Raw genomic sequence first — 26838 nt, forward strand, 5'->3', positions numbered from 1 at the left:
TTTACTTTGGCTGTCGCCCGCTGCAGCGAAAGCGCCGGTGCATCCACAGGTGTGCTTGATCATCGCTTCGATGGCATAGTCGCCACTGTCGCTTCGATGGCGCGTCCACGCTATCTGATCGTATGAAGGGACCATTCACGCGACAGGTGGGCTATTTTTCGTCGATTGATGCAGACGACTGGAGTAGATCGTCATACCGACCCGCACTCGACTCGATGAACTCCCCAACGAACCAGCATGCCGGGATTACGGAGAACCCGCCTGCGCGGCTGTCTTCGAGGACGTGCTCTGTCAATACCGCAGCGAGTCCGTGGCCGCGATGCTCGGGAAGTGTCACGGTGTGATTGAACGTTCGCACGCCGTCGGACTGTAGGTAGTCGGAGAATCCGGCAAGTGATTCGTCGAGGTATATCTCGAATCGATGCTGCTCTGGCAGGTGGGCGATGCGGCGTTCCATAATGATCGATTGTGCACGGGTTCCTGTCGAGGTGGTTGGGCGACTAGGCTGAGGTGGACATACGAGTCGTGCGCGCCGCCCGTCGTAGGCACTTCTCATCATCTGCACGGGTAAGCAGACCAGAGGTGGCATAGGTGGAAGATGTATCGGAGCAGGGAATCAGGGCCTTCATCGGCGCTGTTGTATTGCGCGGCGGTCGGGCCGAACGGCTGACGACGTCGCGGCGTAATCCAGTTCAGGTCTGGGGTGTCGACGGTTCGAGCTGCGTGGTTCGAGTGCGGTCCAAGGCCGTAGGCGATTGGAAAGCTCGACGTCAGGACGAGTCGTTGGCAAGTGACGACACCGGATCGTCTTACTGGGTGTTCGTCGATCTGGGTGCTTCCGAGCCGTCGTTCTTCATGGTGTCTTCCGAAGAGATGGCGGCTGATATCCGCGGCGAAGTGGACCTGTGGGTACAGGATTCGCCGCTTCGAACTCGAACCGGTCACCACGCTATCGCGGTGGGACGAGTCCAACACGGACGTAACAAGTGGTCGCTGTTGGGTCTCCATGCGGCAGCCGATCCGAAGCTCGAAGAGGAAGCTCGCGCCGCCGCTGTCCACCGGGCCAAGCCGGCCGTGCGTCGAGGCCCGTCGAAGAAAGCTGTTGCAGCCGAGGAAGAGATCCCAGATCTGCGGGTCAGGGTCGTCGCCGATTTCGACGGCTACCGTCTCAGTGCCCGATTCGACCCGTCCAACAAGCGCCTCGAGATCATGCAGGGGCCGATGGAGGGTCGGAGGTTCGATGACCCCACTCAAGCTGCCAGCGCTGTAGCCACACATATCAGTGGCGATATCGAGGTAAGGGACGGCTGGAAATTCTGGGAATTGGACACTCCAGAGCGACTTCCGCTAGGGACTCTGCAGTAACGCACGCGAATCGGCTGATCTGGTTATTGTGATCGCTCACAACGATCTCAATAACCGGCATCGGGTCGTGTTTAGGTCGCTATCGTTGGGTGAAGAGCAGGTTTTAGTATTCGAATCTCGACACCCCTCACTCATGCGATCTTACTGATGGCGGCGTTTCGTCAGCACTCTCGCCGGCTGTACTCGGCCGTATTTGTGGCGACAGTGGGTGGGTTGTCGACCCGCAGGAGAGGTCAGTCCAGTGGAGCAGTCGTCCCTTCACGCGTCACGTTTCGTGATTTTGGTAGCGCAGTTCGTCGACCATCGGATCACGGCCGACTACTTCTCTTCGCAATTCCGGAACCTGGAGCGATCGGATGCCGAACACCTCGATCGGGATATAGCGACCGTTGTGGGCAAGCTGTCGGTGGACGTGGGGGCATATCGCGGAGATGTCAATCTTCTCGGTGTCGACTACATCGATGCAAACCAACTGTGGCGGGCATCAGGCGAAGCGTTTCGTGACCTCTTGACATTACAGTCGGAGCTGCTCGGACGCCAAGCCGGCTGACACGACGCTAGGGTGTGAACTTCTCCCGATGCCGTATGAGGTCTTCCAAGCGAAAGCGTCGGTGGGTTCCACGCATCTCGACGGTCAGTGACCCTGCGTCTGCGAGTTTGCGAACATATGTGTCAGATACTCCGAGAAGGTCTGCCGCCTGTGACGTGGTGAGCAACTCGCTGACCGGTCCGATCGTCACAGCGGTCCCTGACGCGAGTTGTCGGAGTAGTTCCATCACTGCGCGCCGACCGGACTCGTCGATATCGAGGTCGACTCCGTCCAATGCCAGGTGCGGAGTTCGTCCGTCCGCATCGGAAATCGACGACGTGACTCGACGCGCGTCCTGAGGTGAGAGCGCCGCTGCGATGTACCGGTGGTCCATGTCTGAACCCTACTGCGGCATATCCTGTTCGGTACCCCACGATCCCAGGAGTGCTCCATGCCGCAGTTGCTGCATCTCGATTCGTCCGCTGACCTGAATAACTCCGTTTCACGTGCGGTCACGGCGCATTTTTCGGATGTGTGGCATGAGCAGAGTCCGGATCACTCGGTGATCCATCGCGATTTGCACCGAGATCCGCTGCCGCATCTTCCGACGTCGGCGATGCATTGGGCCCCACATTTGCGGACTCCGGACGAGGTTGTGGCGCCCGACGCCGAGGCACTGCAGAAGACCTTGATCGACGAGGTGGTCTCGGCTGACGTCGTGGTGATCGGTGCTCCGATGTACAACTGGTCGGTTCCGTCGACGCTGAAGGCATGGATCGACTATGTCCATGTTCCCGGTGTCACGGTTCCGTTCGACGGCCCGACTCGTCCGCTCGAAGGCAAGCCGGTGGTAGTGGTGTCGAGTCGTGGCAACGAGTATGGGGCGGGGACACCTGACTTCGGTACCGATCACGCCGTTCCGCTGCTACAGCAGGTTCTCGGTACCGCGCTCGGAATGGATCTGTTCGTTGTCCTCGTCGACCTGACATTGTCGACCCGGGTGCCCGGGATGGCGCCCCTGGTTCCGCGGTCCAGAGACAGCCTGGACGCAGCATGGGTCGCGGTCGCAGATCTTGCGGCACGGCTGGGCTGAGATCAGCGGCCGGTGCTGCCGATCAAGACCTCCATCAGTTCTGCTTCCAGCGCAGCGAAGTGCGGTGTCGTGACGACGTCGAGTTTTCGTGGTCTGGGGAGCGATACCGTCACTTGCCGTCGTACATGTGCCGGCTTGTCGGATAAAACGATCACCCGATCCGAGAGATAGACAGCTTCCCGGATGTCGTGGGTGATCATCAGGACAGTCCATCGGTAGTCGAGCCAGACTTCCTGCAGCCACGCTTGCATCCCGGTGCGTGTCAGCGAATCCAGGGCTCCGAACGGCTCGTCGAGCAGTAACACCTCGCGTTCTTGAATCACCGTGCGCAGCATTGCTGCTCGCTGCCGCATCCCACCGGACAATTCGGAAGGCCGCGCTTTCTCGTATCCCTCGAGCCCAAAGGCGGGAAAGAGTTTCTGCGCCTGGACACGCGCTTGTTTCTTGCTCATCCCTCGAACCTCGAGGCCGAGTGTCGTGTTGTCGAGCACGGTGCGCCACGGAAACAGCAGGTCCTTCTGTGGCATATAAGCGCACGGGGGTGCCTCGACGATTCCGCTGTCGGGGGTGTCGAGACCAGCAATCATATTGAAAACTGTGCTCTTGCCCGAGCCGCTCGGACCGATGACGGAAACGAACTCTCCGGGTTCGACGTCGAAGCTGACTCCGTCGAGAATTGTCCGGTCGCCGTAGGACTTCGTGAGTCCGGACAGATGCACGGCCGTCATCGCGGCCGACTGTCCTGCGCCCATGGGGCGACTACCCGTTCGACGGCGTAGGTCAGAAGGAAGAGCGTCACGCTGATGACGGCGGTGACGAACACCGCGGCCAGGACGAGGTCGGTGCGGAACGAATTCTTCTGCTGGCTCATGTATATCCCGAGTCCGGCGCTTGCTCCTGCGTATTCGGCGAAGATGGCACCCACGACGGCGTACGTGATACCGATACGAAGCGAGGTGAAGAAGCGGGGCATCGCAGAGGGCAACCGAATATATCGAAACTGCTGCCAGCGGGTTGCGCCCATACTGGCAAGGAGCGCGCGCGCATCTCGGTCGGTTGCCGCGAATCCTTCGATGAGGCCGATGGCCATGGGGAAGAACGTGGCGAGCGAGATCACGAGAATCTTGGGAAGTAGTCCGAAGCCGAACCAGATGATCAGTAGTGGGGCAATAGCGATGATCGGAAGCGTCTGCGAGATCACGAACAGCGGCACCACTGCTCGTCGGAGCCATGGTGAGAAGTCGACAGCGACGGCGAGTGTCCAAGCGACCAGCAGCGATACCGCAAATCCGAGAACGGTGACTTGTAGAGTTGCTGCCGCCTGTTCGGCGATGGCTTCGCGCTGCGACCAACCCTGAGCCACGATTCTCGACGGCGAGGGCAGTACCTGCGGTCGGATCCCGCTGAGCTGGACGTAGACCTGCCATCCGATGACGAGCACCACGACGATGGTGACCGACGGCATGGCCCACCTGACCGCAGCCCCGATTCGCGGTCTACGCTTCGCCGGCCGTTCGACAGCACCGAACGCCGCGCTACTGAGCGCCGAGGTAGTCATCGGTGAAGTAGGTGGACCAGTCGGGCTCGGTGTCGACGGCGTTGCCGGCTTCGTCGACTAGGACACCGTTCTCGTACAGGAATTTCGAATATTCGGTCCATTTGTCGAGGTTCTGTCGCCCGACTGCGCCCGACTCGTCCAGCATGTAGCGGTCGGCGAGCATCTGTTGGCTTTCGAAGACCAACTGCTCGTCCGTGAAGACTCCTGGATTCGCATCGATGATGTCCTGCGCGGCGCGGACCGGATCGTCGGCCGCGAGTTGGTAGCCGCGTTGAAGCGCCTGGACGAACTGCTTGGCCTCGTCGGGATGGCTTGCCAGCCAGTTCTCGTTGCCGTTGACCGTGAGGGCGTAGGCGTCGGGGAAGCCGTAGTCGGTGTAGTCGAAATATTTCATCGGAGTACCGCTGTGCTCGGCCTCGATACCCTCCCACGCCAAGTAGGACACGGTGAAGTCGGCTGTGCCCGAATACACGGCCTCGTAGGCCGACGTTCCGAGCACGACGGTCTCGTACTCACCTGCGCCGCCGTCGTTCTGAATGACCTGGCGTAGTCCTGCCTTCTCGCCGGTATCGCCGAAGCCTGCGTAGACCTTGCCGTCCAATGCTTTCGGGCTCGGTATGTCTTCGCGATCGGCTTTAACACCGATTCCGGTGGCCCAGTGTTGCAGCGGAGCCAGTACTGAAATAATTTGGGCCCCTGCAGTTTTTGCGAATGTAGTCGAACTCTGAGTGCTGATGCCGAACTCGGCATTGCCCGCGTCGACCAGCGTGTCCGGAGAAGTGCTGTTGTAAGGCAGTACTTCGACGTCGAGTCCGGCGTCGGCGAAGTACCCCTCCTGTAAAGCGACGTACAGTCCGGTGTGGTTGGTGTTCGGTGTCCAGTCGAGTGCGAAGCGGATGATGTCGGAGTCAGTGGATTGTGCACACGAAGTCAGCGATGTGATGGTAGCGACGGCAACTGCGATGGCGCCGATCCTTCGGGAAAGTGTCACAGTGCTACCTCCGACGCAGCAATCTCGGAAGAGGGAAGCGGCCACGGTGTGGGGTGAAGTGCACTGTCCCAGAACATCGATTCGTACCGCGTCGCGATGACGAATGCGTCGATCATGGCGCTTCGTTGAGCGTCGGTAGCGAATCGAGCGGCGTCGTCGACCAGGAGGCGCGCGCATTCGACGGCATCACGGAATTCTACCGAGTCGTACGTCGAAACCCATTGCGCGTAGGGATGATTCGGATCACGTTGAAGAACCTGCTGGGCCGATACCGAAAGGCGAACGGCCACGTCGGCATAGATCCAGAAGCATGGCAGGATCGCCGCCGCCGCAACGGGATAGGGCTCGGTGGCAGCGGTTGCTACCAAATACGAGACGTATCCGAGGCAGGTGGGTGAATGTATGGCCCGCGCGTTCGTCGTGGGGAGTGCGTCACCGGAGAGCAGTGACTCGTGAAGTGTTGCCTCCTCGACTGCGCTCGCCGCGGAGGTGGCCCAAAAGGCGGCCGTCGCAGTATCCGGCGCTTTCGATGCCAGAATGGCCAGCGCCTTCGCGTATCCCGCCAGATACAGCCGATCCTGCTCGAGATACGTGCGGAACGCGTCGAGCGGCAAAGTGCCTTCGCCCAGCAGTGTCAGAAATTCGAGTTGGTCGATCGCGTGACGCAACGAAGTCGTTGCGGTCCACATCAGATCCGTATGGCGGACAGGATCCACCGAGTTTACAGGCGCAATCATCGCCTTGACATCCCTTCGTCAGCATTACCTGCATCAGGTTCGACGGGTGTGATCTCAGCATCCGCATGTACGGACGCACCCCGTGTCAGAACACCGCCGACCCTAGCACCCTTGGTCGGCGATGCAGTGTGAGCGGGCCGTAGACCTCTCCACGACCAACCCTGTCGACTACGACCGAACGGTGAGGCGAAGCTCGATCCTGTGATCGTGAGTACACCGGGCGCTTACGATGGCGGCATGAATGCACCGAGGAGATGGACGAAGTCAGCAGCAGTCTTGGTTTTCACGGCCGCGGCGTTACTCGCAGGAAGCGGAATTGCGACTGCCGACGAGTGGCCGCCGATACCGAATTACCCGAGCCCGAGCGTTCCGTTCGAGACAAAGGGATTCCTGACGCCGACCGATCCGGCCTATTGGAATCCCTTTCTCGCCGAGAATCGGCTGACGTCGCCGTATGGAACGAGCACCAGGATCGTCTGCACCGCTTTTCACGGAGTGCTCACCGGATGCTGGCAGGCCGACGCACAAGGCAACCCACACAAGTTGGTTGCGCTTCCGTTCGACTTCCCGAACGTGACCGGATCCTCGATGCCAGGTGGCGGCCCGCAGCATTTCGTCTATCCAGGATTCATACCCGGAATCTGATCTGATTTCGTGAGGTCGCGCGCGCTTGCGGAACACCCCCTCGGAATAGCGGCTACTTCAGCTCGAATACCTTGTCCGACACCGTGAATCTATGGCCGACCTGATCCAGGCAGGTGACCCCGGACGACTCTTCGACTCGGCATTCGAGCCCATTGGAACGTCCACTTCCGGGTACGGCGAGTGTGACGCCGTACGGCAATTCTTTCGCCGTCCCGTCGAATCGATGAAAGCGTGGATCGCCAGAGCTGAGAAACCTGGCAGGGGATCCGGCAGTGATCTCGATGGTGTTGGGAGCGACCGAAGACTCCGGAGCACCACTTCCCGCCACTCGCGGGGCCGAGCGAGGGAACTCACCGTGACACCCAGCGACGGAGGTCTCGGTGACGACGATCGCGCATTCGAACTTGCCACTCGGGCTGGCGAAGTAGAAGAACCCGGCAGTGCTTTCGTACTGGGACGGGTCGACGGTCGGTGGAGGACTGCTCGTCGTCGACTTTTCGGGGGTCGTCGACTCGGTTGTTGTCGGGGCGGCCGACGTCGTCGGCGAGGGTGGAGTAGCGGGCGTCGTGCGGACTACCGACGGTGGGTCGGTGTCGACGGTGGCAAGAGGCGCCGTCGCGCTGTCGTCGACATCGGACCCGCATCCGGCAAGAACCAGCAAGGACGCGGCAGCAACGGCTGCGCCGTATGCGCGTAGTCGGTTCATCCTGCCAGCTTAAAGCGGACGGATCGATCTCAGGAATTGGTACCTTGACCAGTATCGGATGGGTATACGTCGGATACGGAGGAATGCCTTGACCGAAGTCGAGCAAGCCGGCATGTGGACATGTCAGGTACACACTCCGGATGGCGATGTGATCGGGTATCGCGACGGCACACACTTCGTGTGGAAGGGAATCCCATACGCGGCTGCGACCGACGGCGAACATCGCTTCAGGTCGCCGCGGCCGGTGGAACCGTGGGCAGGAGCGCGGGATTGTCGAAGTTTCGGTGATGTCGCGCCCCAGGGCAAAGCTAGTCCGGTGCCGATCGATCCGGCGATCCCGATGTCGGAGGACTGTCTGTCGGTGAATGTCTGGGCCCCCGAGCCCGACGGTCGACCTCGGCCGGTGATGGTGTGGATTCACGGCGGTGCCTACTCGCTCGGTTCCGCTGCACAGAGCGTCTACGACGGCAGGAGGCTGGCCGAACTCGGTGACCTGGTGCTCGTCACCGTCAACTATCGCGTCGGTGCTTTCGGATTCCTCGACTTGTCGTCGTTCTCCACAGCGGAGACGGTCTTCGAGACGAATCTCGGCTTGCGTGATCAGATCGCGGCACTCGAATGGGTGCAGCGTTGCGTGGAATCGTTCGGTGGTGATCCGTCGAAAGTGACCGTGTTCGGCGAGTCCTCGGGTGGCGCGTCGGTCACGACACTGATGACCTCGCCAAAGGCCGAGGGACTGTTTCACCGCGCTATCGTGCAAAGTGCGCCCGCGACGTCGGTGTACGGACCGGAACGCGCGGCGGCCGTGGCCACGAGATTCCTCGAACTCGTCGATATCACTCCGGATCGAATCGGGGAGTTGAAAACCGTCGACTTCATGCGTCTCGTCGAGGCGGGCGACACCCTGTGTTACGAGGTTCCGACGCGGGTGCCGGGCACATTGGGGCTCGCGCCGGTGGTCGACGGAGATATCGTCCCGCGGTATCCCGTTGCAGCGTTCCAGAAGGGATACTCGCACCGCATCCCGTTGATCATCGGAACGAATCACGACGAGGCATCGATCTTTCGTTTGATGAAGTCACCGTTGATGCCGGTCACGTCGGACACCGTCACGGAGATGTTTCGTGCGATCGCGAACGATCACTCGGACCTGCCGGCGTTCCGGATCGCCGAAATCATGTCGGCTTATCCGGATCGTTCGACATCGGCTGGCGCACTTGCGATGTCGAGAGATGCTGGATTTCGAATGCCGACCATGTGGATCGCGGACGCGCACAGTAGGCACGCGCCGGTCTGGATGTATCGATTCGATCATGCGACACCGATGCTGAAAGCTGCTCGTATAGGTGCGGGGCACGCGACCGAGTTGCCTTATGTCTTCGGCAATTTCGGAACGTTGAACAGAGATCCGACATTCTGGCTCGGCGGCCGCAAGGCAGCGACGGCAGTATCGCTGCGTGTGATGAAGAGATGGGTCGCCTTTGCCCTGCACGGAGTCCCAGCCACCCTCGACGGTGCGAAGCATTGGGCGCCGTACGTCGAACCGACCCGTTCCACACTTGTCATCGACGCCCAGGATTCTCTTGTCGAAGATCCGGATGCCGCTCTCCGCGCGGCATGGGGAGATCAGGTTCTCGGCTTCACCTGACTTTTGGTCGGGCACGGTGGATTGAGGTGGTCCACTTCTGGATACCTACATCTGGTGCTGTTCATCCGAATCGTCGAGACCTCGTTGGCCGTGGGCGCCACTCGCTCCCGTAAGGCCAAGACCGAGGCGCTGCGGCTGTTGCTCACAGAGGTCGACCCATCGGAGATTGCCACCGTTGTAGCGTGGCTGTCCGGTGAATTGCCGCAGGGCCGAATCGGCGTGGGGTGGCGGACCTTGGCCGATATCGACGTCGATCCGTCGGCTGCGGGCACACTTACCGTCGCCGAGGTCGATACGAAGATCACGAAAATTGCCTCGACGTCCGGTCCGGGTTCGAGCGCCCGGCGTCGCGAGGTCCTGACGGATCTTCTTGGGCGGTCGACGAGCGACGAGCGAGTGTTTCTGGTTCGGTTGCTGACCGGCGAGTTGCGCCAGGGTGCGCTCGAAGGTGTCATGACCGACGCTATCGCTGCAGCGGCGGGACTGAAAATCGACCCGGTCCGACGGGCATTCATGCTCTCCGGGAATCTATCGGCAACGGCGTCCGCTGCACTCGCCGGAGGCGAGACTGCGCTGGCGGCCTTCGAACTCGAGGTGGGACGCCCCGTGCGTCCGATGTTGGCCTCGCCCGTGGGGTCGTCGGCCGTGGCGTGGGTCGAATTCGCCGGCGAGGTGAGTCTGGAGTATAAACTGGACGGTGCTCGCATCCAGGTCCATCGAGCGGGTGAAGATGTGCATATCTACACCAGGACGCTGCGGGAGATCACCGACAGCGTGCCAGAGCTCGTCGAGTTGATCCGGGCGTTGCCGTGCACCAGCGTCGTACTCGATGGGGAAACCCTCGCACTCACCGACAGCGGCAGACCGCGTCCTTTTCAGGAGACGATGAGTCGGTTCGGTGCCCAGAGTGCCCACGAGTTGCTGCTGCAGCCGTACTTCTTCGACTGCCTGCATCTCGACGGCGTGGATCTGCTGGACGAACCGCTCGAACGGCGGCGGGCAGCACTCGAACAGGTTGCACCCACTCATCGGATTCCGTCAGTGGTACGCCCGGCCGCCGAGGCCGTAGAAGAGTTCTTCGAGGAGGCATTGGCCGCCGGACACGAAGGTGTGATGGTCAAGTCGTTGTCGGCGCCTTACGCCGCTGGTCGACGCGGCCGCACGTGGCTGAAGGTCAAGCCCGAGCACACGTTGGATCTGGTGGTGCTCGGTGCGGAATGGGGCTACGGCAGGCGGACGGGCCGGCTGTCCAATCTGCACCTCGGGGCGCGCGATCCGGACGGTGGGGATCCGATCATGGTCGGCAAGACATTCAAGGGGCTCACCGATGCACTGCTGCAATGGCAGACCGACGAGTTTCCGAAACACGAGAGTTCTCGTGACGAGCACACCGTGTACGTTCATCCCGATCTTGTCGTCGAGATCGAACTCGACGGCGTGCAGCGGAGCACTCGCTACGCAGGCGGAGTGGCGCTGCGATTCGCCCGGGTGCTCCGATACAGGCCCGACAAGACACTTGCGGAAGCCGATACGATCGATACCGTTCGCGCGCTCCTCCTGCCGTCCACCTGAGCGCTCACCGAGCTACGTCAGAGGATCGCGCCTGGATTGAGAATGCCGCTGGGATCGAGGGCAGTCTTGATCCGTTGAGTGAGCTGCATAACGTCCGCTCCTACCTGGTCGGGCAGCCATGCCTTCTTCAGCCTGCCTACTCCGTGCTCGCCGGTGATGGTGCCGCCCAAGGTCAGTGCCAGGTCCATGATCGCCCCGAATGCGATGTTCGCCCGACGCGTCATATCGGTATCAGCAGGATCGAACACGATGAGCGGGTGAGTGTTTCCGTCTCCGGCGTGGGCAATGACCGCGACGAGTACGGCGTACTTTTCGGAGATTCGTTCGATACCTTCGACCAGATCGGGTAGCGCCGGAAGTGGCACACCGACGTCCTCGAGAAGCAGACTGCCGAGACGTTCGACAGCGGGAATCGCGAATCGCCTTGCAGCAGCGAAAGCCTCGCCTTCGTCCGGATCTTCGGTTGTGAAGACTTCGGTTGCACCAGCCTCGGTGCACGCGGCCGCCATGATCTCGATTTCACGCGCGCGGTCGTCACCGGGGGAGTCCGAACGGGCAATCAGCATCGCTGCGGCTCCGCGGTCCAGGCCCATGTTCATTGCGTCCTCGACCGCGCCGATCGACGCTCGATCCATGAACTCGAGCATCGATGGCCGAAGCGAGCGGGTGATCGCGAGGATGGCTGTGGTCGCGTCACGAACCGAGGAGAACGACGCGACGACGGTGCTGGCCGGCGGTTGGGCCGGAATGAGGCGCACGGTGATCTCGGTGATGATGCCGAGCGTTCCCTCGCTGCCGATGAATAGTTTGGTCAGTGAGAGGCCTGCAACATCTTTCAGGCGCGGTCCGCCGAGTCGTACCGCGGTGCCATCGGCGAGAACGACCTCGAGACCGAGCACATAATCGGCGGTCACCCCGTATTTGACGCAGCACAGACCGCCCGCGTTCGTAGCAGCATTCCCGCCGATCGAACACATCTCGAACGATGACGGATCCGGCGGGTACCAGAGCCCATGTTCGGCAGCAGCCTTCTTGACTTCGACGTTGAACAATCCGGGTTGGGTGACCGCGATGCGGGTGACCGGATCGACCGTGATGTCACGCATCAGTTCGGTGCTGAGCACGATTCCGCCGTCGACGGCCGTCGCGCCACCGGACAGTCCGGATCCAGCTCCCCGAGGAACTACCGAAATGCGATGTGTGCTGGCCCATTTCATGACGTTTTGAACATCGAGAGTGCAGGTGGCTCGAACTACCGCCAGGGGTGTTCCGGCATCCGGGTCCTTGGCCCAATCGCGGCGGTAGCCCTCCATCAGATCAGGATCGGTGAGGACCGCACCGTCGGGCAACGACCGCTTCAACTCGAGCAGCCGCGGATCCAGTTCGATCGGTGCACTCATCGCTCATCCTCGTCTCGATCTCGGCTCTCGCTGTCGAGGGTATGGGTCGGGTGGGGATCGCGAGTCGTTATTGATTGCGTTGCAGCGTCAATTCGGCGAGCTTCGTCGCACCTACGCAGGGGTCGACGACCCCGCCGCGATATTGCACCCACCAGGTAATGGTGCCGGTATACGCGGCGGTGATCCCACACGATGCGGGATCACCCGGCCGGCGTGAGAGAAAAGCGTTCGTACCGGCAACCGTGACGGGTTCGACTGCGTAGTTCAGCTGTTCGGCCAGTGCCCGCTCACGACCGAGAGAATTGTTCTCGAACCAGGCGAATGTGACGTCGACCAAGCCTGCGGCCCCGGTGCCCGTCCACATGCACACTGCACCGTAGAAGTACTGTTCCACGACATCCGCCTGGACGGATTCGGCGATCTTGTCGTTCGGGACGGCCGTGCATTCCTGCAGCAATTTGTCGAACTGCGAATCGCCGCCCAATCCGGCAGGAGTGGGTGTTCCTTCGATGGTGGTACTGCAGCCGGTGAGTAGCAATGTTGCTGTCACCACGGCAACTCGCGTGCGAGTTCGGTTCATCGCTCTCACCTATTTCGCATTCGCTACGGTTGCGCGGGCCAGGTCCTCGACAACCTCGCAACTGTCCCGAGGAGGTACTGCAAAGGCGTAGTTCAGCGACCAATGCAGAAATCCGTCCCCCGATTCGACTCCCGCTTCACATGAAGTGTCGGCGCCCTTGGCGGTGAAACCGGGGTGTCCCTCGACGTCGATGTACGCGATCTCGCGACCGATCTGTGCGGCGACGGATCGTTCACGGTCGATCGGACTACCTCGATACCACGTGAACATGGCGTACGCGCCGGAATCGGAAGCCTCCCACCTGCACCGGACACCATTTTTGGACGAGGAGGCAATACTGGGGATTCCGGTGATCGAACCCAACTGCTCGTCTGTCATCGAACCGCACTCTCCGACGAAGAGTTCCTTCGTGGCCGGTGTCGGGGCTGCCGTGGAACTCGTCGAATCGAGAGTGGATGCCGAGTTCTCCGCCGAACAGCCGGCGGCAGCAAGGACCAGCGCTGCGACGCCCAACGGAATTCCGCGCTTCCACACGTCCAGAACCATACCGATTCGGCAGATTCAACGCGGAGAGGACCTGGTCAGTGAAGTCACATCTGTCACATCAGCCACTCTGTTACCCGATCGATGCAGCGACGACACGAAAACGCGTGGCTGTTGAGGCTAGCGTCCACCACTAGTGGTAGCTGCTCGGCGACCCGGCCGGGTACCAAGGAGGGCGAGAAACATGATGGATTCCACCAGCAAGTCCTGGACTTTCGTCTCCGCGATCTTCTCGTACGAATTCCAAGGCGGCGGAGTCGATTACGACACCATCGAGATGATCCATCGCGGCGACGTTCACGAGTGGATCGTTGCGCTCGAACTATCCGGACTCTTCGATCGAGCGGTCGTCGAACACGTGGAGATCACGTGGAAGCGACAACCTCGGCTACTCCTGGACACTCTTCTCGTCGACGCGGACGAGATGACCCGCAAAAGATGCGATATGGCGTGGGCGTCGCTCGACCGTCTCGCGCCCATCGCCCAGTCCGGTTAGAGAAAGATAGGTAGTTCGCCGTCGATCACGACTACCTGCTCGTCGGTCAATGTCCGGTACGGGATGTTCTCTAGCTCGTACTGCGACACCATCTTCGGTCCGGAACCGTTGTCGTCGAGGATCGATCCGAAATGCGGCACTACCGCGAAATCGATCAGGCCGAGCCCGTCCCACACAACTTCGGTGCTGGTTGCCGGTAACACCTCGTCCGGATCGTCGGCCGCCTCGACGCCGCGCAAGGTGGTCGACACGACACACGCGCCTGCGCTGTAACCGCCGTAGGTGAGGGTCCCCTCGCGCACTCGACGCGCGATTGCCCCGTCCGCCCCGCTGCGGCTCAATTGCGCACGTAGAACAAAGGTGTTGCCACCGCGAACCCAGACGGTGTCATAGCGATCGAGCTCTTTCGCCAGTTGCTCAGGGCGGTCGACGAACGAGCGGAGGTCGAGTTCGTGTGGATCGAATCCGAATTTCCGCAGATCTCGTACTTCGGTGGCGACTGCCGACTGACGGGCGGTGCTCGGCCATCCGTCGGCGGCGGAGGCGATGACCGCGATCCGTCCCGGCATTCCCGTCAACGCCAAGAACTCGTCTACGTGATCACCGAACCGGTACGACGCCAGAAACATTTTCATGGTCGACCTTCTCGGGACAAGCGAAGGATGCCCTCCTTGATCGCGTCCGCGGTCTCCTCCGGTTTGCGTAACCGTCGAAAGACGAACCCTCCCGCGAAGCGCAGCTTGTCACCCGCCCACCTGGGAACGACATGAAGATGGGTGTGGAAGACGGTCTGGAAAGCGGCCCGCCCATCGTTGACAACGAGATTGGCGCCGTCGGCATTCAGATCCGAACGCCGAAATGCGCGTGAAAGGTGATGACCGGCTGCGAATACAGCCGCGCCTAGTGTCGGATCCAACGAGTCGAGATCAGCGGCGTGCACTTTCGGGACAACCAGTACGTGCCCCCTGGCGACAGGGCGAATATCCAGAAACGCCAACACGTCGTCTGTTTCGAACACGATCGTCGCCGGTAAGACGCCTTCGACGATGCCGCAAAAAACGCACTCGATCATTGGGTCTACAGTAAGCGAGCCTCTACCTGTCGGGCACCTATGACGTCGATCACGTTGGGTGGCATACCCGCACGTCGCGATACATCGCGCTCGCTTCCGGGTGGAATTTACTGTGGCGTGGGTTACCTAAGATCTATCGACTCTGGCTATCATCAGTGACCTTGTGCCTTGTCGCATGGATTCGCCTCCTCGTCGCGTGGATGAAGTAGCCATTCGACGAAACCGTAGGCGCCAATCAACTCACGAAAGTCGGAGATTTGGAAACATCGCAGAGCACTGAGAACAATCCGAGCACACCGGGCACCAGTGCTGAAGGAACGAGCACAGGTAAATCGGTGCGAGTGGGCGTAGTCCGCGAGTCCGGAGAGGGCGAGCGTCGCGTCGCGTTGGTTCCGAAGATCGTGGCGTCGCTGATCGGCAAAGGCGTCGAGGTGATCGTCGAGTCCGGCGCAGGCTTGGGCGCACTGATTCCGGACGAGCTGTACGTTTCGGCAGGCGCGACGATCGGGGACCCCTGGGGTGCCGATGTCGTCGTCAAGGTCGCACCGCCCACCGATGCCGAGGTCGCGAAGCTGTCTTCGGGTTCGACGTTGATCGGATTCTTGGCGCCGCGTAATGCGGAGAACAGTATCGGCGCGCTGAAGGCAGCAGGCGTTCAGGCGTTCGCCGTCGAGGCGATTCCCCGCATTTCTCGCGCGCAGGTCATGGACGCGTTGTCTTCACAGGCGAATGTCGCAGGCTACAAGTCGGTGCTGCTTGCAGCGTCCGAGTCGACAAGATTCTTTCCGATGCTCACCACCGCCGCGGGCACGGTCAAGCCCGCGACAGTGTTGGTCCTCGGTGTCGGTGTTGCCGGCTTGCAGGCATTGGCCACAGCCAAACGTCTCGGCAGTCGCCCGACCGGGTACGACGTGCGCCCCGAGGTTGCCGATCAGGTTCGCTCGGTCGGTGCTCAATGGCTCGACCTCGGGATCGACGCAGCAGGCGAAGGCGGTTACGCCCGCGAACTGACCGAGGAGGAGCGTACGCAGCAGCAAGACGCCCTCGAAGAAGCAATCAAGGGTTTCGACGTCGTCATCACGACCGCGTTGGTGCCCGGGCGTCCGGCGCCGCGTCTGGTGACGGCCGCGGCCGTCGAGGGCATGAAGCCGGGAAGTGTCGTGGTCGACCTTGCCGGTGAGACCGGCGGAAACTGCGAGTTGACCGAGCCCGGTCAGACCGTCGTCAAGCACGCTGTCACCATCGCCTCGCCGTTGAATCTGCCTGCCACCATGCCCGAGCACGCAAGCGAGCTGTACTCGAAAAACATTTCGGCGTTGCTCGAACTCATGCTCGTCGATGGCGGCCTCGCTCCCGATTTTTCGGACGAAGTCCTCGCCGGTGCATGCGTGACACGTGAGAAGGAGAACTGATGTACACCCCGCTGTTGGCGAATATCGCGATCCTGGTGTTGTCCGGGTTCGTGGGCTTCGCGGTGATCTCCAAGGTGCCCAACACCTTGCACACCCCGCTCATGTCCGGCACCAACGCCATTCACGGCATCGTTGTGCTCGGCGCACTGGTCGTGCTGGGCAAGGTCGAGGATCCATCGATCGGTCTGCAGATCATCCTGTTCGTCGCCCTGGTGTTCGGAACTGTCAACGTGATCGGTGGATTCGTCGTCACCGATCGCATGCTCAGCATGTTCAAGTCCAAGCCTGTGCCAGCCAAAGTTGCCCCTGAATCCGTCGAGAAGGGTGCTGACTCCTGATGGACAATCTCGTCAATATTCTCTACATCGTTGCCTTCGGCATGTTCATCTACGGCCTGATGGGCCTGACCGGTCCGAAGACAGCTGTTCGCGGTAACCAGATCGCCGCGGTCGGCATGTTCGTCGCAGTCGTCGCGACGCTGATCGCGATTCGGGACACCGAGAACTGGATCCTGATCATCGTCGGCCTCGTCGTCGGTGTCGCTCTGGGGATTCCGCCCGCACGCCGAGTCAAGATGACCGGTATGCCTCAGCTGGTGGCACTGTTCAACGGTGTCGGCGGCGGCACGGTCGCGTTGATCGCTTGGGCAGAGTTCCTCGACACGTCGGGATTCTCGGACTTCAACCATGGCGAGTCGCCGACGGTGCACATTGTCATCGGTTCGCTGTTCGCGGCGATCATCGGTTCGATCTCGTTCTGGGGTTCGCTCATCGCGTTCCTCAAGCTCCAGGAAACATTGCCGGGCTCTCCGATCACGATCGGAAAGCTGCAGCAGCCGATGAACGCACTTCTGCTCATCGGCGCCGTCGCCGCAGCGGTAGTGATCGGAATCAACGCCACCCCTGGCGAAGGTGTCTCGCAGTGGTGGATCGTCGCAGTCCTGGTGCTGGCAGGCATTCTCGGTCTGACGGTGGTGCTGCCGATCGGCGGCGCGGACATGCCGGTGGTCATCTCGCTGCTCAATGCACTGACCGGGTTGTCGGCTGCGGCAGCAGGTTTGGCTCTGAACAACACGGCAATGATCGTGGCGGGCATGATCGTCGGCGCGTCGGGCACAATCCTGACGAACTTGATGGCCAAGGCCATGAACCGGTCGATTCCGGCCATTGTTGCCGGTGGATTCGGTGGCGGCGACGCTGCGGTCGGACCAGCGGGGGCCGCTGGTGGCACCGCGAAGGCGACGTCGGCTGCCGATGCTGCCATTCAGATGGCATACGCGAACCAGGTCATCGTTGTTCCCGGTTACGGACTCGCAGTGGCACAGGCGCAGCATGCCGTCAAGGACATGGCCAAGTTGCTCGAAGCGAAGGGCGTCGAGGTCAAGTACGCGATTCACCCGGTCGCCGGCCGTATGCCGGGACACATGAACGTGTTGCTCGCCGAAGCCGACGTCGAGTACGACGCGATGAAGGAAATGGACGACATCAACGACGAGTTCTCTCGTACCGACGTCACCTTGGTGATCGGTGCGAACGATGTCACCAACCCGGCTGCTCGCAATGATTCGTCGTCCCCGATCTACGGGATGCCGATTCTGAACGTCGATCAGTCCAAGTCGGTAATCGTGCTCAAGCGTTCGATGTCCTCCGGATTCGCGGGAATCGAGAATCCGCTCTTTTTCGCGGAGGGCACTTCGATGCTCTTCGGGGATGCCAAGAAGTCGGTGTCCGCAGTGACCGAGGAACTCAAGGCGCTGTAGCAGTCAGGTGGCTGGAGCCCGAAAAACGACCGAGCCTCGAAGTGAGGCTCGGTCGTTTTTCTCGGTTCAGCGCAGCCGCCGCTGCACGGCCATGGCTGCAGTGTCGAGTGGGTTGCGTGCTTCCCGCTGGGCGGCGACGGGTGAGTAGAGCATCACTGCGGACGCCGCAGCCCACCATCCGGCGACTATCAGCAGGGTTGTGGCGACGCCGATGATCGTTGCCGCTCCGCTGATGACTGCAGCGGCGCCGACAGCGAGCACTGCGACCGTTCCGAGGCCCCACACGATCGGTAGATGCCTGTTGGCGGCGACGAGTGTTGCAGCACACATCAGCGCTGCGCACGCTGTCACGTAGCCGTTGGGGAGCGCGGAGGCAGGAACCCAGCCGTCCGCCCATGTCCGAACGGCAGCGGTGCTCAGCGAAGCGCCGATGGTCAGAGCGATCACCGCGCCGATTCCGTAATGAAGTTTGCGCATCAGGGCGACGACCGTGAGGGCGGCGACGGCAATCAACACCGGTGTGATGCCGAAGGTGGCGAGGACTTTATCCGATAGGCCGACAAGTTCGGCCACGACTACGCGTGAGTGCGGGTAGGTGAATCCGAGCGTAGGTAATACGACCAGGATGGTCAGCAACATCAGCGCCGCTGCTCCGGCCGCGATTGCTCGCACAGTCGTGCCACGTCGGCGGAAGACTGCGTCCAGTTCCTCGTTCGATTCGTCGTCGTTCAGTTCGACAAATTCCATGCTGTCGGTGTTCGTGGTCATAGGCCCAGCACCGCTTGGTCTGCACGATTCATGGCCACGACAATGCATCATGACCCTGAGCGCTCGATGTGAATGGGCCGTGAACTCCGTTCAGGTCCTCTCTGCCTCGACGTGAGTCGGACGAACGGTTCCGGCGGTTGCAGCCGCGAGCAAGGTAAGAGCCAAGGGAACTGCCATCGCGGCGGTAAGCGGAACGACGTGCGACAACCAGCCGATGACGGCAGGACCGGCGAGGAACCCCACATACCCCATGCCGACGACGCGTGACATATTCGTCGCTGGCGCGCCCGATCCGAGGTTGCCTGCGCTGGTGAATATCTGAGGGATGCTCCCGGACAATCCGAGGCCGAAGGCCGCCCAGCCTGCCAACGTGAGCGGCAGCGACTCGGACACGAGTACCAGGAGCATCCCTGCTGCGGCCACGAGATTGCCATAGCGAACGACGGCGACCGAGCCGAATTGCGCGCTGATGCGGTCGGCGCAGAAGCGGCCAATGGTCATCGCCGATGCGAAGAACCCGAACGCGAGCGCCGCGATCCCGTCCGAGGTGCCGAGATGTTCCTTCACCTGCAATGAGCTCCAGTCGTTTGCGACGCCCTCGGACAGAAACAATGCGAATGCCAGTGCACCCAGGCCGAGTACCCGCGGAGAGAACCAGCCGAGCGCGGGCGAGTCGGAACGATCCGGTGACATCGAGGGGTGAGTCGCGCGCAGCAGAAACGACCGGCACGACGCGATGGCGATCAGCCCGAGTACACCGGCACCGCCCACCGATATCTCGATCGGAAGCTCGGCTCCCAGTGTCACAGCCCCTATCAGTGATCCGAGTACACCGCCCACAGAGAACAAGGCGTGAAAGGCCGACATGATCGGTCTCGGATACATGCGCTCGACTTCGACTGCTTGAGCGTTCATTGCCACGTCGAGAGCGCCGTTGCACATTCCCAGCAAGAAAAGGGACGCGCCGAGAGTGACTACGCCGGTCGACAGCGCCGGGCCCATCAATGCAACGGCCAACATCGAAGCCGAAACCATGACGAGTCGGTTACTGCCGAAGCGATCGGAGAGGCGTCCAGCGGCCTGCATTCCAACGATCGCTCCGATCGCAAGAAGTAGCAGCAACGATCCCAGTGTGGCGTGCGAGGTGTCGGTGCGGCGTTCGACCATCGGAATGTGTACGACCCAGACGGCAAAGAGAAAGCCGTTGACCGCGAATATCGTGAAAATTGCGACGCGTGCTCGTTTTACGTGCGGGGATACGCGAACCGGTAAATCGACCACGATGCTCGACGCTACCCTTTGCTCTTGCCGTGTTGGGTTCGGTTGTCTGCGGCGGTAGATCCGGTTCAGTCAAAGTATTCGTTGCCGAGCAGGGTCCGGATTGACTCATAGCTGTGACGCTTGTCACAACAGCCGGTTTGGTCTGGCGGCTCCCATCGCCGGGAGCGTAGTTTCTTCTCATCGGCCATGAGCGGTAATCGTTACAGGTTGAGCGTAACGATCCAGAAACGGTCTCGACCAGGTCAACGCTTCGTGGTCTCATCTGAGTCACGAGACGAAGCCGCTCGAAGGAGAAGTCATGACACTCGCAGACTCCCGCACCTCGGACACTGCCCTCATCGGCACCAATGGATTGCCTGCACTTTCCAGCAATCAGCTTGCCATGATGCGTGCCTTCTTTTGCTACGAATTCGAGATCGACGAACTCGAACGCACCGTACTGCCCGACGCTACCGTCGAGGTCGTATCCGAATGGGTCGGAGCGCTCGAAATGAGCGGATTGTTCGCTCCCGCCGAGCTGCGGACCATGGCCGAGGCCTGGCTCAGTGAGCCGGACCAGCTCGTCTCGCTCCTCGTAGGAGACGTCGACGAGATCGCTGCGCGCCGCGAGGTAGTTTCGACAGCAGAAGCCACAGTCTCCGACGCGGCCGATGCAGATTTGCTGCGCGCCAGCTGATTCCACCCCCGCTGCCGGGGTCTTGGCTACCATCCTTCCAACCGAGTAAGTGCTGGAAGGACGGAAGCGAATGACCACAGCAGGTCTGGACGAACCCGCAGTCGCCGGGTGGATCGGAAGTCTGGGAATCGGTGCGGTCTCGCCGTTGAAGTTCGAGCGCGTCGGCAATGGACAGTCCAACTTGACCTATTCCGTCAGTGATGCGGGCGGAAGCCGGTGGATCTTGCGTCGACCACCGCTCGGCCACCTGCTGGCATCGGCTCACGACGTCATCCGTGAGCATCGCATTATGTCTGCGCTGCAGAACACAAGTGTTCCGGTACCAAAGATGCTGGCAGTGTCGGACGATCCCGTCATATCCGAAGTACCCCTCGTGCTGATGAGCTTCGTCGATGGCGTCGTCCTCGACTCGGTCGCTACTGCCGAGCGGTTACCCGAGCAAGTGCGTCGAGCCGTCGGCCTCAACATGGTAGGGGCCTTGGCTGCCATCCATCGCGTGGATCTCGAGAGCGTCGGGCTTCTCGACCTTGCGAGCCACGGCTCGTACGCGGCCCGTCAACTCAAGCGTTGGACCAAGCAGTGGGAGCAGTCCAAGTCTCGTGAGGTGCCCGCAATCGACTCCCTTGCCGAGCGATTGGCGTCGAACATTCCAGAGCAAGGCGAAATTTCGCTTGTACATGGCGATTTTCATCTCAACAACGTGATCGTGTCACCGACCAGAGGTTCGATCCTCGCCGTGGTCGACTGGGAGCTCAGTACGCTCGGTGACCCACTCGCAGACCTCGGCGGGCTTCTGGCCTACTGGCCCGAGGCCGGAGACGCCGTCGCGGGCCCCTTCATGGCGTCCACTGCGGCAGGATTCCCGACGCGTGAGGAATTGATCGCCGAATATGCGGCCAAGACAGGTCGTGATGTTACGTCGGCAGGGTTTTGGCAGGTGCTGGCGCTGTGGAAGCTGTCGATCATCGCTGAGGGTGTCATGCGTCGGGCCGAGGCCGATGTCCGTAACCGCGCCGACGCCGGATCGCCCACGACTTCGTTGATCGACGACATCGTGGGGCGGGCCGTCTCGACCGCGGACGCTATCGGTATCTAGCTCGCTATCACCAGAGTGCGTGCTGCTGCCTCGATTTGGGTGGGAATCGCCACAGGTCGACGGGTCTGGGCGTCGACGTAGACGTGTACGAAGCGGCCGGTTGCAGCAAGCTGCAACTCGTCGCCTACGGCGTCACGAAAGAGGGCGAGCTTGTAGACGATGCTGCGTGTTCCGAGTTTTTCGACCGACAGTCCGACCTGGAGTCGATCGGGAAACGACAGTTCGCGGTGGTAGTTGCACGAAGTTTCTGCGACGACGCCGATCGCAGACAGTTGCCGAATGTCGATTCCGGTTGTGGCCATCAGCCACCCGTTCACCGCAGTGTCGAAATACGAGTAGTACGTGACATTGTTGACGTGGCCATAGTGGTCGTTGTCGTCCCACCGCGTCCCGACGGGCCACAGAGCGGGGTATTCGGATGCCGGGTTGTGCTCGGCGCGCTGATCGGCAGAGGCAGTCATGCATGCTTACTCTATCGGCTTCCGCGCTAGAACCCAGCGCAGGATCAGGCCGACAACCAGAGCCCAGAATGCCGATCCGATACCGAAGATCACCACGCCCGAAGCGGCGATGAGGAAGGCGAGGATTGCAGCCTCACGGCCAGTTTCCGCTTTCAATGCGCCGGCGAGCGACGCACCGAGCGTTCCGAAAAGTGCAAGACCGGCAACGGTTTCGACGACGCCGGGCGGAGAAACCGCGACGAGGGTAGCCACGGCTGCCGAGCACAGTGCGAGGAACAGGTAGAACCACCCTGCCGAAAAGGCTGCGATCCAGCGACGTTTCGTGTCCGGATGGGCACTGGGACCGGCGGCCAGCGCAGCGCTGATGGCGGCCAAGTTGATCGCGTGACCGCCGAATGGGGCGCCGAGGACGGTGCCGATTCCGGTGATGCTCAGAACCGATCGCCACGGGACGTCGTAGCCGAACGAGGTCATCACTGCCACTCCCGGGATGTTCTGCGACGCCATGGTCACGATGTACAACGGCAGCGCTATTCCGATGATTGCCTGCCACGTCCAGTGCGGCATCGTCGGATCGATTCGTGGAATCAGATCGAGTGCGCGAGGAATTCGATCCTGGCTCCACACATCGATGGCGATGACGATCGCAGCCGCGCCGAACGCAGCAGGAACTGCCCAACGCTGGGAGAATCGTTGCAGGACAAGCCATACCAAAACCACTGGAGCGATTACCGCCGGTGAAGTAGCAAATGCTGTGACCGGTTGCAGGCACAACGGTAGCAGTACCCCGGCGAGCATCGCCTGGGCGAGCGATGTCGGAATCGATTGGATCAACTTGCCCAGTCGGGGCCACAGCCCCGTCGCGACGATCAGGACACCCACCACCATGAAGGCTCCGACGGCCGCGGGCCAGCCGCCGACGACAGTTCCGGTGCCCGCCAGCAGAGCTGCTCCAGGAGTCGACCAAGCGAGCGTGATGGGCTGTCGATAGCGGCGCGAGAGATAGACCATGCCGACACCTTGTGTGATCATGATGGCGAGAAGTCCTGAAGCTGCCTCGGTTGGCGTTGCTCCGACGGCCCGAAGTCCGGTGAGGACGACGGCGAACGAACTGGTGAATCCGACGAGCGCGGCGACGATGCCGGCGAGGATCGGCTGCACTCGACCCGCATCGGGCGCAGTAGTGGTGTCTGGGTGATCGGGCACGAATGTAGATGATGCCCTGTGGCATGCGATGGCGCGCGATCGGCGAGTTCGAGAAATAGAGCATGCGGAGGCGCATACTCTTCACGTGTTGGTCCGACACCTGACAAGTGTCGACCGAGGACTTCTACGGCCGTCAGCGCCCCGACACCCCACATCGATTCGATGCGCTGTCGGACTCGACCGACCTGGTCACCCTGATGATCGGGGGGAACGACAGCGACATTTTTGCCGGTGCGACGTCCTGCCGTCAGTGCGGCACTGAGATCGCCGGGCGCCGACAGCCCGTGCGCAGATCAGTACGGCGCAAGTTTCGAAGACACCATCACCTCGCGGACCTACCCAGCCATTCGGCAGGCGCTCGGCGACATCGAGCGACGCGCTCCACGGGCGCGCGTAGTCGTCGTCGGTTATCAGTGGCTCCTCCCGCCCACGATCGGGTGCGCGCCGCAGATCAGTTCGTACCGGTGCACCCCAACGCTGATGGAGAAGCTGCAATGGCCGCGGAAGTGGAGAAAGCGCTAGCGTCGTGAGCATTCGGATGCACGGGCGATTTGATCGCTCGTAGGCCGAACACCGGTGTAGAGGAAGAACTGTTCCGCCGCCTGCAATGCGATGACCTGTGCACCCGTTACTACCGGCTTGCCTGCGGCGCGGGCTGCGGCAAGGAACGGCGTCTCCGACGGCATGGCCACGACATCGAATACTGCTTGTGCAGAATAGATCTGGGTGTCGGTGAACGGTGACGCGTCGGCATCGGGTCCGCCTTCCATGCCGATGGGGGTGACGTTCACCAGAAGTTCCGCAGCCACGGGCTCCGGTGCCCAGTCGTACCCGTAGGACTCGGCGAGCGCATTTCCGGTCTTGGAGTTGCGCGCAACGACGGTTCCCTTGGTGAAACCGGAATCGCGAAGCGCCGCGACGACAGCTTTGGCCATTCCACCGCTGCCGGTGACTGCGACGGTGAACTCGGATGAAAAGCCTGAAGCAGCAAGTAGATCCGCGACGGCCTGGTAGTCGGTGTTGTAAGCGTGCAGGACGCCGTCCTCGTTGACGATGGTGTTCACCGACTCGATGGCGCGCGCCGACTCGTGCACCACGTCGACCAGCTCTATGACAGCTTCCTTGAACGGCATGGACACGGCGCAACCACGGATGCCGAGCGCGCGGACACCGCCGATGGCCGCGGGCAGGTCAGTGGTGGTGAAGGCCTTGTACAGGTAGTCCAGGTCCAACTCGTCGTAGAGGTAGTTGTGGAATCGGGTGCCGATGTTGCTGGGACGCCCGGACAGTGACATACAGAGTGTGGTGTCCTTGGTCAACGAGCGAGTCATGACCCCAAGTCTATTCCGACCGGCCGAGGAGCAGTATCAGCAGTTCTCGGCCACCGTGGCCAGGGCGCGCTGATCCGCCTGCGTGATGGGTAGCCCGTATTGCGCGGCCGCGGAGAGATATTTCCCTGCGTAGAAGCAGTGATATGCCTTGTTCGGGGGCAGCCAGTGCGAAGGTGTGTCGTCGCTCTTCGACTGGTTGTCGTGTCCGTTGACAGCGAGAAGATTAAAATCGAGGTCGTTGGCGAAGCGCACTCGCTTGTCCGGTAGCCACCCGTTGGCGCCCATGTCCCAGGCTGCGGACAACGCGTACACGTGATCGATCTGAACCGCGCTGGCGTCCGATTTGCTGAACTTCACGACCTCACCCGAGTACGGGTCGGCAAGAGAGCCCTCGAGGACCACACAATTGTGGGTGCCTTCCCGGAACATTAACGCGCTCATACTGCGAGCAAGGACGTTGTTGCGGGTGTCGCAACCGTCGTGACCGCCGGGTCCGTCGTAGTCGTCGGTCCATGCTGGACCGAAGACGCAACCTTCACTCTTTTTGCACCCACGCTCGTAACCGAGGGCATCCGGCCTCGCGGCAACGACCGGCACCTGGGCGAGAAGTTCCTCGATCTGCACGCGGGTGGGGCTGCCCGGCGCAGGAGGCGGAGGTGCGAAACCGGGTATCCCGCTATCGCAGGAACCGAACGCCGCCATCGCGAAAGTGACCGCCACCAACAGCAGCGCGATACGCAGCTTCTTCACACACACCCAATCCTCGAACCACAGTTGACTCTCGAGAGTGTGCCGTATGGCACCGACAAGTGTGCAATCAGTCGACTTCCAGGACAACCTTGCCCGCAACGTGCCCATCTTCTACGAGCGCCAGCGCCGTGCCTGCTTGCTCCAGAGGAAAAACATGATCGATACGCGGACGCAGAACTCCCGAGGCAACCAGTTCTGCCAGACGTGTGAAGGCGACAGCAGTGCGATCCCGCACCACCGAAGTGCCGCCCAACGAACCCGCGAGAGCCGGGTCGGCCACGCTGATGATCGAGGCACCAGGTTTCGCCAGCTTTGCCGCCGCTCTCAATGTGTCGCCACCGACCAGGTCGAAAATGCCGTCCACTCCCTCCGGCACCGCAACCCGGATCTCGTCGGAGAACGTGTCCCCGGACTCGACGAACTTCGCACGCATACTCTCCACCCACTCACGCTTCGCCGGGCTCGCTACTCCGACCACGGTGATTCCGTCGGCGTGAGCCAACTGCAGCGCCGAGGATCCGACGCCGCCGCCCGCACCGAGCACCAGCAAAGTGTCCTTCTTGTGCAGCCCCAACTGATCGAGCGCGTCGTACGCCGTGCCGGCCGCGACTGCGAGTGTGGCGGCGGAGGTGAACGAAACGCTCTCCGGCTTGTGCGCTGCATTTGCTGCGTTCAACACGGTGTACTGCGCATAGCCGCCGTGGCCGGAGGCCGTCGCGCCGAAGACGTGATCTCCGACCGAGAATCCGTCTACGTGTGGGCCGATCTGAACGACGGTCCCCGCCACCTCTCGTCCCAGAACAGCAGGCAGAGGCGTCCGAACAGTGTCCTTGCGGTTCCCTGCCCTTACCTTCCAATCAGCCGGATTGACCCCAGCGGCATGGACAGCGACGAGTAGTTGTCCCGGCCCAGGATCGGCGATGGGAATGTCGAGAAAGTACTCGGTTTCGGGGCCACCGTACTCACTGAATCCGTAAGCGATCATCTACATACTGTGCCTTAATGTCCGGTTCTTCAGTTACCGAAGTCGCCTCGATTCGCCGTTTTATCGGTCTCTGAATGGGCATGGTGTTCCGATTACGCACAGAGCGGACTGGATCCCGTCGGAAATGGCTGCAACTGGAACACCACACCCAACGGCGCTGATACCTCCCTGCTTGGAT

The 26838-nt window shown here is 61.5% G+C and carries 32 protein-coding genes and 1 riboswitch; of the genes, 13 read left to right on the top strand and 19 right to left on the bottom strand.

Translation table 11 applies throughout. The annotated features are described in order from the left end of the window. Positions 1-151: 151 nt before the first annotated feature. A complete protein-coding gene (locus tag QMK32_RS22055) occupies positions 152-457 on the bottom strand; it encodes a GNAT family N-acetyltransferase (RefSeq protein ID WP_283477521.1) in 306 nt (101 codons plus the stop codon). Positions 458-591: 134 nt separating this feature from the next. Between QMK32_RS22055 and QMK32_RS22060 the strand changes: the two genes are divergently transcribed. Both QMK32_RS22060 and QMK32_RS22065 read left to right on the top strand, forming a co-directional pair. After that, positions 592-1365 carry a hypothetical protein gene (locus QMK32_RS22060; RefSeq protein ID WP_084346486.1) on the top strand — a complete coding sequence of 258 codons (774 nt, stop codon included), beginning with the start codon at positions 592-594 and terminating at the stop codon, positions 1363-1365. Between the two features lie 241 nt (positions 1366-1606). Continuing rightward, positions 1607-1915, top strand: coding sequence for a homoserine dehydrogenase (locus QMK32_RS22065; RefSeq protein WP_186630000.1), 309 nt, complete (start codon positions 1607-1609; stop codon positions 1913-1915). 7 nt (positions 1916-1922) lie between these two features. On the opposite strand, the gene QMK32_RS22070 is transcribed toward QMK32_RS22065, so the two are convergent. Beyond that, positions 1923-2288: a helix-turn-helix domain-containing protein gene (locus tag QMK32_RS22070; protein ID WP_269306496.1), complete on the bottom strand. Its 366-nt coding sequence runs from the start codon at positions 2286-2288 to the stop codon at positions 1923-1925. A gap of 57 nt (positions 2289-2345) precedes the next feature. Here QMK32_RS22070 and QMK32_RS22075 point away from each other — a divergent pair, with 57 nt between their 5' ends. Then, positions 2346-2987 carry an FMN-dependent NADH-azoreductase gene (locus tag QMK32_RS22075; RefSeq protein ID WP_283477522.1) on the top strand — a complete coding sequence of 214 codons (642 nt, stop codon included), beginning with the start codon at positions 2346-2348 and terminating at the stop codon, positions 2985-2987. A 2-nt stretch (positions 2988-2989) separates the two neighbouring features. Here QMK32_RS22075 and QMK32_RS22080 read toward each other — a convergent pair whose 3' ends face one another. The 4 genes from QMK32_RS22080 to QMK32_RS22095 form a co-directional block, all read right to left on the bottom strand. After that, positions 2990-3715 carry an ABC transporter ATP-binding protein gene (locus QMK32_RS22080; RefSeq protein WP_283477524.1) on the bottom strand — a complete coding sequence of 242 codons (726 nt, stop codon included), beginning with the start codon at positions 3713-3715 and terminating at the stop codon, positions 2990-2992. Then, complete coding sequence (locus QMK32_RS22085; protein ID WP_283477586.1) at positions 3712-4452, bottom strand: ABC transporter permease; 741 nt, start codon at positions 4450-4452, stop codon at positions 3712-3714. The genes QMK32_RS22080 and QMK32_RS22085 overlap by 4 nt, the downstream gene beginning before the upstream one ends. 70 nt (positions 4453-4522) lie before the next feature. Then, complete coding sequence (locus tag QMK32_RS22090) at positions 4523-5536, bottom strand: ABC transporter substrate-binding protein (RefSeq protein WP_502943737.1); 1014 nt, start codon at positions 5534-5536, stop codon at positions 4523-4525. Continuing rightward, complete coding sequence (locus QMK32_RS22095; RefSeq protein WP_283477525.1) at positions 5533-6273, bottom strand: TenA family protein; 741 nt, start codon at positions 6271-6273, stop codon at positions 5533-5535. The genes QMK32_RS22090 and QMK32_RS22095 overlap by 4 nt, the downstream gene beginning before the upstream one ends. Beyond that, a riboswitch (TPP riboswitch) is annotated at positions 6267-6366 on the bottom strand. It overlaps the preceding gene by 7 nt. A gap of 144 nt (positions 6367-6510) precedes the next feature. Here QMK32_RS22095 and QMK32_RS22100 point away from each other — a divergent pair. Continuing rightward, on the top strand, positions 6511-6918 hold the full coding sequence (locus QMK32_RS22100) for a hypothetical protein (RefSeq protein ID WP_283477526.1): 408 nt from the start codon (positions 6511-6513) through the stop codon (positions 6916-6918). A gap of 52 nt (positions 6919-6970) precedes the next feature. Here the strand turns inward: QMK32_RS22100 and QMK32_RS22105 are convergent, their stop codons facing one another. Then, positions 6971-7624: a hypothetical protein gene (locus QMK32_RS22105; RefSeq protein WP_283477527.1), complete on the bottom strand. Its 654-nt coding sequence runs from the start codon at positions 7622-7624 to the stop codon at positions 6971-6973. A 112-nt stretch (positions 7625-7736) separates the two neighbouring features. On the opposite strand from QMK32_RS22105, the gene QMK32_RS22110 reads away from it, so the two are divergent. Then, positions 7737-9272: a carboxylesterase/lipase family protein gene (locus tag QMK32_RS22110; protein ID WP_283477590.1), complete on the top strand. Its 1536-nt coding sequence runs from the start codon at positions 7737-7739 to the stop codon at positions 9270-9272. 54 nt (positions 9273-9326) lie between these two features. Further along, entirely contained in the window at positions 9327-10844 is a 1518-nt protein-coding gene (locus QMK32_RS22115) for an ATP-dependent DNA ligase (protein ID WP_283477528.1), read from the top strand. A 17-nt stretch (positions 10845-10861) separates the two neighbouring features. Here the strand turns inward: QMK32_RS22115 and QMK32_RS22120 are convergent, their stop codons facing one another. The 3 genes from QMK32_RS22120 to QMK32_RS22130 all read right to left on the bottom strand — a co-directional run bounded on the left by QMK32_RS22120 (position 10862) and on the right by QMK32_RS22130 (position 13358). Continuing rightward, positions 10862-12244, bottom strand: coding sequence for an FAD-binding oxidoreductase (locus tag QMK32_RS22120; protein WP_283477529.1), 1383 nt, complete (start codon positions 12242-12244; stop codon positions 10862-10864). A gap of 67 nt (positions 12245-12311) precedes the next feature. Beyond that, on the bottom strand, positions 12312-12824 hold the full coding sequence (locus QMK32_RS22125) for a DUF3558 domain-containing protein (RefSeq protein WP_283477530.1): 513 nt from the start codon (positions 12822-12824) through the stop codon (positions 12312-12314). A gap of 9 nt (positions 12825-12833) precedes the next feature. Beyond that, positions 12834-13358 (bottom strand): DUF3558 domain-containing protein, encoded by a 525-nt coding sequence (locus QMK32_RS22130; RefSeq protein ID WP_283477531.1) that lies wholly within the window; start codon positions 13356-13358, stop codon positions 12834-12836. Between the two features lie 193 nt (positions 13359-13551). Here QMK32_RS22130 and QMK32_RS22135 point away from each other — a divergent pair, with 193 nt between their 5' ends. Then, the gene (locus tag QMK32_RS22135) at positions 13552-13863 is read left to right on the top strand and encodes a hypothetical protein (protein WP_269306518.1); all 312 of its coding nucleotides are present in this window, start codon (positions 13552-13554) and stop codon (positions 13861-13863) included. On the opposite strand, the gene QMK32_RS22140 is transcribed toward QMK32_RS22135, so the two are convergent. Then, on the bottom strand, positions 13860-14498 hold the full coding sequence (locus tag QMK32_RS22140; protein WP_283477533.1) for a Type 1 glutamine amidotransferase-like domain-containing protein: 639 nt from the start codon (positions 14496-14498) through the stop codon (positions 13860-13862). The two genes, QMK32_RS22135 and QMK32_RS22140, sit on opposite strands and share 4 nt — an antisense overlap. Continuing rightward, positions 14495-14935: an HIT family protein gene (locus QMK32_RS22145; RefSeq protein ID WP_283477534.1), complete on the bottom strand. Its 441-nt coding sequence runs from the start codon at positions 14933-14935 to the stop codon at positions 14495-14497. The genes QMK32_RS22140 and QMK32_RS22145 overlap by 4 nt, the downstream gene beginning before the upstream one ends. 335 nt (positions 14936-15270) lie before the next feature. Here QMK32_RS22145 and QMK32_RS22150 point away from each other — a divergent pair, with 335 nt between their 5' ends. The 3 genes from QMK32_RS22150 to QMK32_RS22160 are packed head-to-tail and all read left to right on the top strand — an operon-like array spanning position 15271 to position 18106. Then, positions 15271-16347 carry a Re/Si-specific NAD(P)(+) transhydrogenase subunit alpha gene (locus tag QMK32_RS22150; RefSeq protein WP_283477592.1) on the top strand — a complete coding sequence of 359 codons (1077 nt, stop codon included), beginning with the start codon at positions 15271-15273 and terminating at the stop codon, positions 16345-16347. After that, a complete protein-coding gene (locus tag QMK32_RS22155) occupies positions 16347-16685 on the top strand; it encodes an NAD(P) transhydrogenase subunit alpha part 2 (RefSeq protein WP_269306524.1) in 339 nt (112 codons plus the stop codon). Before QMK32_RS22150 ends, QMK32_RS22155 begins: the two co-directional genes overlap by 1 nt. Next, entirely contained in the window at positions 16685-18106 is a 1422-nt protein-coding gene (locus tag QMK32_RS22160) for an NAD(P)(+) transhydrogenase (Re/Si-specific) subunit beta (RefSeq protein WP_283477535.1), read from the top strand. Before QMK32_RS22155 ends, QMK32_RS22160 begins: the two co-directional genes overlap by 1 nt. Positions 18107-18172: 66 nt before the next feature. On the opposite strand, the gene QMK32_RS22165 is transcribed toward QMK32_RS22160, so the two are convergent. Both QMK32_RS22165 and QMK32_RS22170 read right to left on the bottom strand, forming a co-directional pair. Next, a complete protein-coding gene (locus QMK32_RS22165) occupies positions 18173-18874 on the bottom strand; it encodes a hypothetical protein (protein ID WP_283477536.1) in 702 nt (233 codons plus the stop codon). Between the two features lie 90 nt (positions 18875-18964). Further along, complete coding sequence (locus tag QMK32_RS22170; RefSeq protein WP_349307588.1) at positions 18965-20215, bottom strand: MFS transporter; 1251 nt, start codon at positions 20213-20215, stop codon at positions 18965-18967. Positions 20216-20453: 238 nt separating this feature from the next. Between QMK32_RS22170 and QMK32_RS22175 the strand changes: the two genes are divergently transcribed. Together QMK32_RS22175 and QMK32_RS22180 are read left to right on the top strand one after the other, a co-directional pair. Beyond that, positions 20454-20831, top strand: a complete 378-nt coding sequence (locus QMK32_RS22175; RefSeq protein WP_283477538.1) for a hypothetical protein — start codon at positions 20454-20456, stop codon at positions 20829-20831. Positions 20832-20901: 70 nt separating this feature from the next. Beyond that, positions 20902-21927 (top strand): phosphotransferase family protein, encoded by a 1026-nt coding sequence (locus QMK32_RS22180; RefSeq protein WP_283477539.1) that lies wholly within the window; start codon positions 20902-20904, stop codon positions 21925-21927. On the opposite strand, the gene QMK32_RS22185 is transcribed toward QMK32_RS22180, so the two are convergent. Together QMK32_RS22185 and QMK32_RS22190 are read right to left on the bottom strand one after the other, a co-directional pair. Continuing rightward, positions 21924-22388 (bottom strand): acyl-CoA thioesterase, encoded by a 465-nt coding sequence (locus tag QMK32_RS22185; protein WP_283477540.1) that lies wholly within the window; start codon positions 22386-22388, stop codon positions 21924-21926. The genes QMK32_RS22180 and QMK32_RS22185 overlap by 4 nt on opposite strands. 6 nt (positions 22389-22394) lie before the next feature. Then, the gene (locus QMK32_RS22190) at positions 22395-23594 is read right to left on the bottom strand and encodes a benzoate/H(+) symporter BenE family transporter (protein ID WP_283477541.1); all 1200 of its coding nucleotides are present in this window, start codon (positions 23592-23594) and stop codon (positions 22395-22397) included. A 231-nt stretch (positions 23595-23825) separates the two neighbouring features. Between QMK32_RS22190 and QMK32_RS22195 the strand changes: the two genes are divergently transcribed. Beyond that, a complete protein-coding gene (locus QMK32_RS22195) occupies positions 23826-24116 on the top strand; it encodes an SGNH/GDSL hydrolase family protein (RefSeq protein WP_283477542.1) in 291 nt (96 codons plus the stop codon). On the opposite strand, the gene QMK32_RS22200 is transcribed toward QMK32_RS22195, so the two are convergent. From QMK32_RS22200 to QMK32_RS22210, 3 genes are all read right to left on the bottom strand, one after another. Beyond that, positions 24113-24925: a shikimate 5-dehydrogenase gene (locus tag QMK32_RS22200; protein ID WP_283477543.1), complete on the bottom strand. Its 813-nt coding sequence runs from the start codon at positions 24923-24925 to the stop codon at positions 24113-24115. The two genes, QMK32_RS22195 and QMK32_RS22200, sit on opposite strands and share 4 nt — an antisense overlap. A gap of 36 nt (positions 24926-24961) precedes the next feature. After that, positions 24962-25627, bottom strand: a complete 666-nt coding sequence (locus tag QMK32_RS22205; protein ID WP_283477594.1) for an HNH endonuclease family protein — start codon at positions 25625-25627, stop codon at positions 24962-24964. Positions 25628-25742: 115 nt separating this feature from the next. Next, the gene (locus tag QMK32_RS22210; protein WP_283477544.1) at positions 25743-26660 is read right to left on the bottom strand and encodes an NADP-dependent oxidoreductase; all 918 of its coding nucleotides are present in this window, start codon (positions 26658-26660) and stop codon (positions 25743-25745) included. Positions 26661-26838 lie beyond the last annotated feature (178 nt).

This window comes from Rhodococcus sp. H29-C3 (assembly GCF_030063405.1).
Taxonomy (GTDB): domain Bacteria; phylum Actinomycetota; class Actinomycetes; order Mycobacteriales; family Mycobacteriaceae; genus Rhodococcoides.

Excerpts from the sequence above, each read along its gene's own strand:
- QMK32_RS22105 (WP_283477527.1), bottom strand. The coding sequence starts at position 7,624 with ATGAACCGACTACGCGCATACGGCGCAGCCGTTGCTGCCGCGTCCTTG.
- QMK32_RS22125 (WP_283477530.1), bottom strand. The coding sequence starts at position 12,824 with ATGAACCGAACTCGCACGCGAGTTGCCGTGGTGACAGCAACATTGCTA.
- QMK32_RS22070 (WP_269306496.1), bottom strand. The coding sequence starts at position 2,288 with ATGGACCACCGGTACATCGCAGCGGCGCTCTCACCTCAGGACGCGCGT.
- QMK32_RS22100 (WP_283477526.1), top strand. The coding sequence starts at position 6,511 with ATGAATGCACCGAGGAGATGGACGAAGTCAGCAGCAGTCTTGGTTTTC.
- QMK32_RS22175 (WP_283477538.1), top strand. The coding sequence starts at position 20,454 with ATGACACTCGCAGACTCCCGCACCTCGGACACTGCCCTCATCGGCACC.
- QMK32_RS22075 (WP_283477522.1), top strand. The coding sequence starts at position 2,346 with ATGCCGCAGTTGCTGCATCTCGATTCGTCCGCTGACCTGAATAACTCC.
- QMK32_RS22180 (WP_283477539.1), top strand. The coding sequence starts at position 20,902 with ATGACCACAGCAGGTCTGGACGAACCCGCAGTCGCCGGGTGGATCGGA.
- QMK32_RS22160 (WP_283477535.1), top strand. The coding sequence starts at position 16,685 with ATGGACAATCTCGTCAATATTCTCTACATCGTTGCCTTCGGCATGTTC.
- QMK32_RS22200 (WP_283477543.1), bottom strand. The coding sequence starts at position 24,925 with ATGACTCGCTCGTTGACCAAGGACACCACACTCTGTATGTCACTGTCC.
- QMK32_RS22205 (WP_283477594.1), bottom strand. The coding sequence starts at position 25,627 with ATGGCGGCGTTCGGTTCCTGCGATAGCGGGATACCCGGTTTCGCACCT.
- QMK32_RS22120 (WP_283477529.1), bottom strand. The coding sequence starts at position 12,244 with ATGAGTGCACCGATCGAACTGGATCCGCGGCTGCTCGAGTTGAAGCGG.
- QMK32_RS22095 (WP_283477525.1), bottom strand. The coding sequence starts at position 6,273 with ATGATTGCGCCTGTAAACTCGGTGGATCCTGTCCGCCATACGGATCTG.
- QMK32_RS22140 (WP_283477533.1), bottom strand. The coding sequence starts at position 14,498 with ATGAAAATGTTTCTGGCGTCGTACCGGTTCGGTGATCACGTAGACGAG.
- QMK32_RS22210 (WP_283477544.1), bottom strand. The coding sequence starts at position 26,660 with ATGATCGCTTACGGATTCAGTGAGTACGGTGGCCCCGAAACCGAGTAC.
- QMK32_RS22085 (WP_283477586.1), bottom strand. The coding sequence starts at position 4,452 with ATGCCGTCGGTCACCATCGTCGTGGTGCTCGTCATCGGATGGCAGGTC.
- QMK32_RS22135 (WP_269306518.1), top strand. The coding sequence starts at position 13,552 with ATGATGGATTCCACCAGCAAGTCCTGGACTTTCGTCTCCGCGATCTTC.
- QMK32_RS22080 (WP_283477524.1), bottom strand. The coding sequence starts at position 3,715 with ATGACGGCCGTGCATCTGTCCGGACTCACGAAGTCCTACGGCGACCGG.
- QMK32_RS22110 (WP_283477590.1), top strand. The coding sequence starts at position 7,737 with ATGTGGACATGTCAGGTACACACTCCGGATGGCGATGTGATCGGGTAT.
- QMK32_RS22165 (WP_283477536.1), bottom strand. The coding sequence starts at position 18,874 with ATGACCACGAACACCGACAGCATGGAATTTGTCGAACTGAACGACGAC.
- QMK32_RS22055 (WP_283477521.1), bottom strand. The coding sequence starts at position 457 with ATGGAACGCCGCATCGCCCACCTGCCAGAGCAGCATCGATTCGAGATA.
- QMK32_RS22155 (WP_269306524.1), top strand. The coding sequence starts at position 16,347 with ATGTACACCCCGCTGTTGGCGAATATCGCGATCCTGGTGTTGTCCGGG.
- QMK32_RS22145 (WP_283477534.1), bottom strand. The coding sequence starts at position 14,935 with ATGATCGAGTGCGTTTTTTGCGGCATCGTCGAAGGCGTCTTACCGGCG.
- QMK32_RS22185 (WP_283477540.1), bottom strand. The coding sequence starts at position 22,388 with ATGACTGCCTCTGCCGATCAGCGCGCCGAGCACAACCCGGCATCCGAA.